Source organism: Ornithinimicrobium sp., from assembly GCF_030537745.1.
Classification (GTDB): domain Bacteria; phylum Actinomycetota; class Actinomycetes; order Actinomycetales; family Dermatophilaceae; genus Ornithinicoccus.
This window is the reverse complement of sequence record NZ_JAUNVI010000090.1, coordinates 1-8,291: the sequence shown is the minus strand read 5'-3', so window position 1 is coordinate 8,291 and position 8,291 is coordinate 1. Positions and strand designations below refer to the sequence as shown.

Sequence of the window (8,291 nt, the reverse complement as noted above, 5' to 3'; positions counted from 1 at the left end):
CTGATCGGCAGTGCGGATGAGGAGACGCCCCTGGAATACTCCCGGGGGCTGGCCGAGGCCATCGCCGGCGCACAGCTGCACATCGTCGAGGGCGCGGGCCACCTGTCCAACATCGAGAGCCCCGAGCAGGTCAACGCCCTGCTTAAGCAGTTCTGGGCCAACCACGAGGAGCACGTTGCATGAACACCGAATGGCGCTGGCTCAAGCGATTCGCCGCACAGTTCCAACTGTGCGGCCTCCAGTCCAACGAGCTGTGCGTGATCCTCTCGGAGTCCTCCAGCCGTCCGGAGATCGTGTCGACGGCGCTGCTCGCGGCTCAGTCTCTGGACGCCGAGGTCTTCCAGATCGTGATGCCGACGCCACCCAACACGGGCCCAGTGCCGCTGCGCTCGACAGGCACCACGCTGGCGCTTCAGGGCAACCCGGCCGCGTTGGCGGCTCTGCAGCGGGCAGACTTTGTCGTGGACTGCACCGTGGAGGGGTTGCTGCACGCCCGTGAGCTGCGCGACATCCTCGGCGCGGGCAGCAGAGTGCTGATGATCAGCAACGAGCATCCCGAAGTCTTCGAGCGCCTTCCCCATGACGTGAATATGGCGAAGCGGGTGGGCCTGGGGCACGAGATGATCCAGCAGGCGGCCACGATGCGCGTCAGCTCGGCCGCTGGCACGGATCTGACGGTGCACCTGGACGGGTCGTTTACCGCCGGGTCGACGGGCGTGACTGACGGGCCCGGTAGCATCGCGCACTGGCCGGGAGGTCTGGTGCTGGCGTTCCCCGCGCGGGGGACCGTCAACGGAACGATCGTGCTGGCGCCCGGAGACTTGAATCTCACCTTCAAGACCTACGTGCGCACCCCGATCCGCCTGACCGTCGTGGACGACTTCGTCACGGACATCTCCGGCGACGGCTTCGACAGCGAGCAGCTCGCTAGCTACATGGCCGCCTTCAACGACCGTGATGCCTATGCTTCCTCGCACCTGGGCTGGGGCATGAACCCTTCCGCCAGGTGGGACTACCTCGATCTCTACGACAAGTCGCAGATGAACGGCACCGAGGCCCGCGCCTTCGAGGGCAACTTCATGTACAGCACCGGCGCCAACGAGAATGCCGACCGGTTCACGCCGTGCCACTTCGATCTACCGATGCGTTCCTGCACCGTCGAGCTGGACGGCGTCACCGTAGTGGAGGAGGGCCGTCTGCAGGCCCCGCTAGCTCCCGCAGCCGCGGCTGCTGAGCTGGCGGGCGGTGCTCAATGAGCATGCCGGACCCGCAGACTCGCCTCTTGTTCACCGACCTTCTCGGGCTCAGCCACGGCAAGACCGTGCCGAGCACCCGTGCTCAGCACCCCACTCACTATGCGCTGACCGTGATGCTGCAGGGGCTGGATCGCGAGTTCATCGAGCTCAAGGGGTACTCCACCGACGTCGGCTTCCCGGACATGGAGGCCCGGCTCGACGAAGCGTCGCTGCGTCCGTCGTGGTCCGGAGGTGAGGTCGCGATGACCAACCTGCACTTCTCCGACGGCCGGCCGCTGCCGCTGTGTGTGCGTTCACGCCTGCGGGAGATGATCGAACGTTGGCGGGCGCGAGACCTGGAGCCGTTGTGCGGGATCGAGATGGAGTTCTACCTGCTGTCCGGCCAGTGCGTTGCCGATGGGCCGCTGAGCGTGCCCTGGCACCGCGTCTACGGCACCGGACCCGGGGCCGATCCGAGCGGGCTGATCGACGAGATCGCGGCAGCGTGCGAACGCGCCGGCATCGGCATGGAGGGGATCAACTCCGAGTTCAACCCCGGCCAGGTGGAGACGGCCGTCAGCTATCGAGAGGCGCTGGACGCGGCCGACGCCGCCTTCCTCTTCCGGGAGTTAGCGCGTGAAGTCGCCCTCGGCAAGGGCCTCGGGGCCACCTTCATGGCGCGGCCCTTCAACGACTCGGTCGGCAACGGCATGCATCTCAATGTCAGCGCCGCCGCCCCCGACGGCTCTAACGCCTTCGTCGACACGGACGACGCGCAGGGCATCTCACAAGTCTGCCGATGGGCGATCGCCGGCCTGCTGGAGCACCACGCCGCGCTGACGGCGCTGTTCGCGCCGACGGTCAACTCCTACAAGCGTCTGCGGCCCGGCATGCTGGCGGGATACTGGGCGACCTGGGGCCTGGACAACCGGCTGACCAGCGTGCGCGTCCCCGGGCAGCGCGGCCAGGGGACCCGGATCGAGCACCGCACGCCCGACGGAAGCGCGTCGCCGCACCTGGCCCTGCTGGGCATGCTCGCCGCAGCCTTGGACGGCATCGAACGCGAGCTGCCGCTGGCCGACCCAGTCTTCGGTGACGCGGAGGCCCACCCTGGCACCGACGTGCACACCGCATCCTCCCTCGGCCAGGCGCTGGACCTGCTGGAGCAGGACAGCGTCCTGACCGAAGCGCTCGGACCTGATCTGACGACGGTGTTCGTGAAGTTGAAGCGCGATGAGGTCGACCGGTGGGAGCAGTCGCTCACCGACTGGGAGGTGAACACCTATGGCCGGGTCTACTGAGGGCACGAGGCCGCTGGTGCTGGTGACGGCATGGAGACGTAGCGGCAAGGTGTGGGGCGAGTGGGAACGGGACATCGTCGGCGCCGAGGGTTTCTACGTCTCGGCACTGCAGCGAGCCGGCACCTCGCCGGTGCTCGCACCGGTGGGCATCCCCGGGACCGCAGCCTCGCTGCTGAGCCACGTGCGGGGGCTGCTGGTGATCGGTGGCGAAGATCTGCATCCGGACGTGACCGGCGCCGATCCCGCCACGGTGGGCAGCAACGCGCTGGCCGACCGCGACCGTTGGGAGATTGAGTTGTTGGACGCTGCCCTGGACTGTGACCTGCCCGTGTTGGCCATCTGCCGAGGGATGCAACTGCTCAACGTGGCCCGGGGCGGGACGTTGCACGTGGACGTCTCGGGCTCCAGCGACGTCCACCCGCCGGTGCCGGAAGACATTGACGAAGCACTGGCTTATCGCCATGACGTCTCACTGACGCCGGGCAGCCTGCTGGCCCGTGCCTACGGCACCCAGAGCAAGTCGGTGAACTCCCTTCATCACCAAGCGATCGACCGGCTCGGTGACGGACTGGTGGTCACGGGCAGAGCCACGGACGGGGCCATCGAGGCGATCGAACCCGTCGGCGCCGCCTGGTGCGCGGCGATGCAGTGGCACCCGGAGCTCTTGCCTGAGGACGCCGCTGAGGTCTCCCTCTTCCGTGAGTTCGCGCAAAGGTGCAGCGCATGAGCGACCACCCACTGCAGCCGTCACTACATACCGGCCCTCCTCAACCGGGCTGGTTGCACAGCGACGAGCTCTTTCCCGAGGTCGACGTCTCCCAGCGCTTCCTGACGGCCATGAGCGCGCTGGCGGCGACGGTGACCGTGATCACCGCGGCGAGCCCGTCGGGTGAACGCAACGGCATGACCGCGACGGCAGTCTGTTCGCTGTCCAACGATCCGCCGATGCTCGTCGCCTGCATCAACCGCTCATCGGGTCTAGCCCGGGCGCTGACCCAGACCCGATGGTTCACCGTCAACCTCCTGGCCAGCAACCAGGAGCACGTGGCGGCAACTTTTGCTGGACGTGACGGTCGCTCCGGTGAAGAACGCTTTGACCCTGACCTGTGGTCGGCCCACCCCTCCGGCGCCCCCGTCTTGCGCGGGGCAGCGAGCAGCTGCGTGTGCCACGTGGCCAACGGGCTGCAGCAAGCCACCCACATGGTGCTGATCGGCGTCGTCCACGACGTCATCCTGCCCGAGTCCGACCCCCCGCTTCCGTTGATGTATCACATGCGCCGCTTCACCACACCCCACCAGATGCCAGGAGATCGCCCATGAGCGTGGACAAAGGCCTAGAGACCGCAGCACCCGCGACGGAGAAGCACAAGCTCCGCCGCAACGCCCTCGGGACGGCCTCCATCGTCTTCTTCGTGGTGGCGGCCGCCTCCCCGCTCACCGGGGTCGCCGGCGGACTCCCCGTCTCTTTCGGCCTCGGCAACGGTGCCGGTGCCGCCGCGATGTATGGGCTCGCGACGCTGGTGCTGCTCATCTTCTCGGTCGGCTACGCCGCGATGAGTCGGCGGATGATCAATGCGGGTGCGTTCTACGCCTACATTGGTCGAGGCATCGCGCCGTGGGCGGGCATCGTGGCCGCGTTCGTGGCGATGGTCTCCTACCTCGGCATGATGATCGCGGTCTACAGCCTCTACGGCTCGTCAACCTCGGACACCCTCAACGCGCACTTCGGCGTGTCGATCCCCTGGTGGGTGCTGAGCCTGGTCACGCTGCTCATCGTCGCGTCCTTCGGGCACCGTCAGGTCGACCTGTCCGCCAAGGTCCTCGGCGTCTTCATGCTGCTCGAGGTGGCAGCGATCCTGCTGATCGGCGGCTCGATCGTCGCGCAAGGCGGCGCCTCCGGCATCAACCTGGACGGCTTCAGCTGGGACACCGTCAGCTCTGGGGCACCTGGGGTGGCTCTGCTGTTCGGCTTCGCCTCGTTCGTCGGCTACGAGGCCACCGCGCTGTATGGCGAGGAAGTGCGTGACCCCAAGCGCACCGTGGCACGGGCCACCTATATCGCGGTCCTGCTCATCGGCGCGTTCTACGTCTTCACCACCTGGTCCTTCGGGCTCGGTGTCGGGACCGACAAGATCCAGGACGCCTCGCTGGAGGCCCTGCAGCAGAACGCCGGCCCGGCCATCATGTTCGGCCAGGCCGCGGAGTATGTCGGCCCCTCGATGATCACCATCCTGGAGGTGTTGCTCGTGACCAGCCTGTTCGCCGCGCTCGTCGCGTTCCACAACGCCATCTCGCGCTACATGTTTGCCCTCTCCCGCGAGAAGGTCTTCCCGCCCTTCCTGTCCGTCACCCACGAGCGTTACCAGTCGCCATACAAGGCGTCGGCCCTGACCGCGATCATTGCGGCGGCGGTCATCCTGCTCGCGGTGGTGACGGGCCGTGAGCCGATGCTCGAGGTCTTCTCCTGGACCTCTGGGGTCGGCACCCTCGGCGTCATTTTGCTGCAGGCCGCCACCTCCCTGGCCGTCTTCCGCTACTTCCGCAAGAACCCGGAGCCGGGCAGGATGTGGCAGACGCAGATCGCGCCGCTGCTCGCGCTCGCGGGCCTGTTGGGTGCGACCGTCCTGGCCGTCAGCAACTTCTCGATGCTGGCCGGCGGCAGCGGTCTGCTCTCCGTCGTCCTCATCTTGGTGATCCCCGCCACGGCACTGTTCGGGCTCGCGGTCGCCGTGATCATGCGGTCGAAGCGTCCTGACATGTATCACGAAGTCGGGGCGGACATGGCCTAGTCGGAGGTCTTCGGACCCGGCGCGGACCGGTGGGATAGACGAGAGTGGGACCCGGCGATGATGCCGCCGGGTCCCACTCTCGTGTGGTGTTCAAGGTCGCACCCTGGCCTTAGTCCGAGAGTCAGGGCATACTCACCGGGACAGGTCGCCGACCGGCCACCGGCTGCACCCGTCAACGAAAGATGGAGATTATGAAGCTCTTCTCAATGGGGGTCGTATCGACTGTCGCGCTGCTGATGTCGACCGGGTGCAGCGGCGGCGGGGACGCGGCGCCGACAGCTCAGCCCACCGCCCAAGCCCCGAGCGCAGCGGCACAGGACAGCGCGACCTCTGACGCCGAGAGCGACGAAGCTGAGACCGCGAAAGAGACGACCTCGGATACGCCCGCCGAGGGGCCCACCAGCGGTGGCAGCGGCACCCTGACGATGGACAGTGAAGTCATCGAGTTCGCTACCGTGCTCTGCTACCTGCAGGAACAGGACTCGGCCGGAGGAGGCGGCAAGATCCTCTACACCGCGCAGGCCACCGGCGTGAACGCCGAGGGGGAAGACCTCATGATCGACGTCTCGCGCTACGACGAGGACAGCATGTTTGCCGGTGACTCGATCGAAGTGGTGATCGGCGACTACATCAACGATGACTCCGTCTCCTACTCCCTGATGGGAGGCGAGGAGAAGAACGTCTCCGTCAAGGGGTCGACCGTCAGCGCGAGTGGTCTAGAACTCACCTCAGACGACATGAGCGACACGGTGACGGCGTCTTTTGAGATGAACTGCTGACCGCCTCAGAAAAGCGTGAACCCGTCCCGGTTCATGAAGGCGCCATGGCCGGTCGACGACACCGAGCTCGAACGACCAGGTGGTGAAGACGGGCACTGGGCCCGATCATTGCGGCGGCGGTCATCCTGCTGCAGGCTGCCACCTCCCTGGCCGCCTTCCGCTACTTCCGCAAGAACCCGGAGCCGGGCCGGAGGGCCTCGGACAGGCGTTCCCCGGATGCTCGCCGTGCACGCGCCACTCGCCTGAGTGGGTCGTGCGCGCTGCGACGCGGTATGCCGTGCACGGGCCACTCACCTGAGTGAGTCGTGCGCGCTGCGACACGGTATGCCGTGCACGCGCCACTGACCTGAGGGGGTCGTGCGCGCACGCGAGGAGCCGACAGGGGGAGGCGCGCCGCGGCGACTCACGGCATACTCACACCATGACGTCCATCCCGCCGGCCGACCCCGCCCTCGATGCGCGCATCCGCGAGCTGTCCCATGCGCACGTGTTCACCTCCTGGTCTGCGCAGAAGGCCATCGACCCGCTCCCGCTGGCAGGCGGTGAGGGCGCGTGGTTCTGGGACTACCAGGGGCGTCGCTACCTCGACTTCAGCAGCCAGCTCGTCAACGTCAACCTCGGCTATCAGCATCCTGCCCTCACCGCGGCGATCCAAGAGGCAGCGGGACGGATCACCACGGTGGCGCCCAGCTTTTATGAGGAGTCCCGCGCCGAAGCGGCGGCGGCCATCGCCGGCATCGCCCCGGAGCGGATGAACAAGGTCTTCTTCACCAACGGCGGGGCAGAAGCCATCGAGAACGCCGCTCGACTAGCGCGGCAGCACACCGGCCGGGCCAAGATACTTACCGCCTACCGCAGTTATCACGGGGCGACGGCCGGCGCGATTGCGCTGACCGGTGAGCCGCGTCGCTGGGGCAGCGAGCCCGCCGTCCCCGGTGCCGTGCACTTCTGGGGCCCCTACCTCTACCGGAGCGAGTTCAGTGCCACCACGGAGGAGGAGGAGGCCACGCGCGCCCTCGCCCACCTGCGTCGCACCGTCGAGGCCGAGGGGCCGCACCTGATCGCCGCGATCATGCTGGAGACGGTCGTCGGGACCAACGGCGTGCTCGTCCCACCGGCCGGTTACCTCGCCGGGGTGCGCGAGCTCTGCGACGAGTTCGGCATCATGCTGATCCTGGACGAGGTGATGGCCGGCTTCGGGCGGACCGGGTCGTGGTTCGCGTTCGACCACTGGGACGTCCGACCCGACCTCATCGCCTTCGCCAAGGGCGTCAACTCCGGCTATGTCCCGCTCGGCGGCGTCATCCTCTCCGACGACGTGGCGGCCAGTTTCGACCTTTTGCCCTACCCCGGCGGCCTGACCTACTCCGGACACGCGCTGGCCACCGCCTCGGCGGTCGCCGCGATCCGGATCATGAAGGAGGACCAGGTCAACGAGCACGCCGCGCAGCTCGGCGAGCGCACGTTGGGACCCGCACTGCGGGCGCTGGCCGATCGGCATGAGGCAGTGGGGGAGGTCCGCGGGATGGGCGTCTTCTGGGCGGTCGAGCTGGTCACCGACCGGGCGACACGGGAGCCGGTGGGCGCGGCAGCCATGGGCGAGATCAAGGACGCCTGCATCGAGTCGGGGATGTGGCCGATGGTGGCCGGCAACCGCGTGCACGTCGTGCCACCCTGCGTCATCAGCCACGAGGACGCCGCCGACGGTGTCGCTCTGCTGGACAGCGCCCTCGAGAAGGTCCTTCGATGAGCGAGGACTCGACGCAAGAACTGCCCCAGCTGGTCGAGGTGCACGTGAGCACGCCGGACCCCGAGTCCGCGCAACGCATCGCTGCTGACCTGGTGGCGCGCCAACTCGCAGTCTGCGTGCAGGTCCTCGGTCCGATGGCCTCGGTCTACTCCTGGAAAGGAGTGGTGCAGCGCTCGCAGGAGTATCTCCTGCTCGCCAAGACAACGGCGCAAGCCTTCCCGCGCGTGGCTGAGGTGGTGCGCCACCAGCACCCCTACGACATACCTGAAGTGATCGCGGTGCCCATCTCGCACGCGCTCGCGGAATACGGCCGCTGGGTCCGCAAGCACTCCGACGGCATCGACGACGAGGAGCTGCTCGTCCGGCGGGAGTAGGGAAGGCGCCTAGCGGCGGGGGAGCGGGCGACGAGAATCGAACTCGCGTATTCAGCTTGGGAA

At 67.6% G+C, this 8,291-nt stretch carries 9 protein-coding genes; all 9 read left to right on the top strand.

From position 1 onward, the window contains the following. Positions 1-183: alpha/beta fold hydrolase (locus tag Q4P07_RS13345; protein ID WP_368660284.1), on the top strand; the 183-nt coding region annotated here is incomplete at its 5' end. Beyond that, positions 180-1,256 (top strand): hypothetical protein, encoded by a 1,077-nt coding sequence (locus Q4P07_RS13340; protein ID WP_303375409.1) that lies wholly within the window; start codon positions 180-182, stop codon positions 1,254-1,256. The genes Q4P07_RS13345 and Q4P07_RS13340, both read left to right, overlap by 4 nt. Beyond that, positions 1,253-2,536: a glutamine synthetase family protein gene (locus tag Q4P07_RS13335; protein ID WP_303375408.1), complete on the top strand. Its 1,284-nt coding sequence runs from the start codon at positions 1,253-1,255 to the stop codon at positions 2,534-2,536. Before Q4P07_RS13340 ends, Q4P07_RS13335 begins: the two co-directional genes overlap by 4 nt. Next, a complete protein-coding gene (locus tag Q4P07_RS13330; protein ID WP_303375407.1) occupies positions 2,520-3,263 on the top strand; it encodes a gamma-glutamyl-gamma-aminobutyrate hydrolase family protein in 744 nt (247 codons plus the stop codon). The genes Q4P07_RS13335 and Q4P07_RS13330 overlap by 17 nt, the downstream gene beginning before the upstream one ends. Further along, complete coding sequence (locus Q4P07_RS13325) at positions 3,260-3,856, top strand: flavin reductase family protein (protein ID WP_303375406.1); 597 nt, start codon at positions 3,260-3,262, stop codon at positions 3,854-3,856. Before Q4P07_RS13330 ends, Q4P07_RS13325 begins: the two co-directional genes overlap by 4 nt. After that, on the top strand, positions 3,853-5,325 hold the full coding sequence (locus Q4P07_RS13320; RefSeq protein ID WP_303375405.1) for an APC family permease: 1,473 nt from the start codon (positions 3,853-3,855) through the stop codon (positions 5,323-5,325). Before Q4P07_RS13325 ends, Q4P07_RS13320 begins: the two co-directional genes overlap by 4 nt. Before the next feature lie 191 nt (positions 5,326-5,516). Beyond that, positions 5,517-6,104 (top strand): hypothetical protein, encoded by a 588-nt coding sequence (locus tag Q4P07_RS13315; RefSeq protein WP_303375404.1) that lies wholly within the window; start codon positions 5,517-5,519, stop codon positions 6,102-6,104. A 421-nt stretch (positions 6,105-6,525) separates the two neighbouring features. Next, the gene (locus tag Q4P07_RS13310) at positions 6,526-7,854 is read left to right on the top strand and encodes an aspartate aminotransferase family protein (protein WP_303375403.1); all 1,329 of its coding nucleotides are present in this window, start codon (positions 6,526-6,528) and stop codon (positions 7,852-7,854) included. After that, complete coding sequence (gene cutA / locus Q4P07_RS13305; protein ID WP_303375402.1) at positions 7,851-8,228, top strand: divalent-cation tolerance protein CutA; 378 nt, start codon at positions 7,851-7,853, stop codon at positions 8,226-8,228. The genes Q4P07_RS13310 and cutA overlap by 4 nt, the downstream gene beginning before the upstream one ends. Positions 8,229-8,291: the final 63 nt, after the last annotated feature.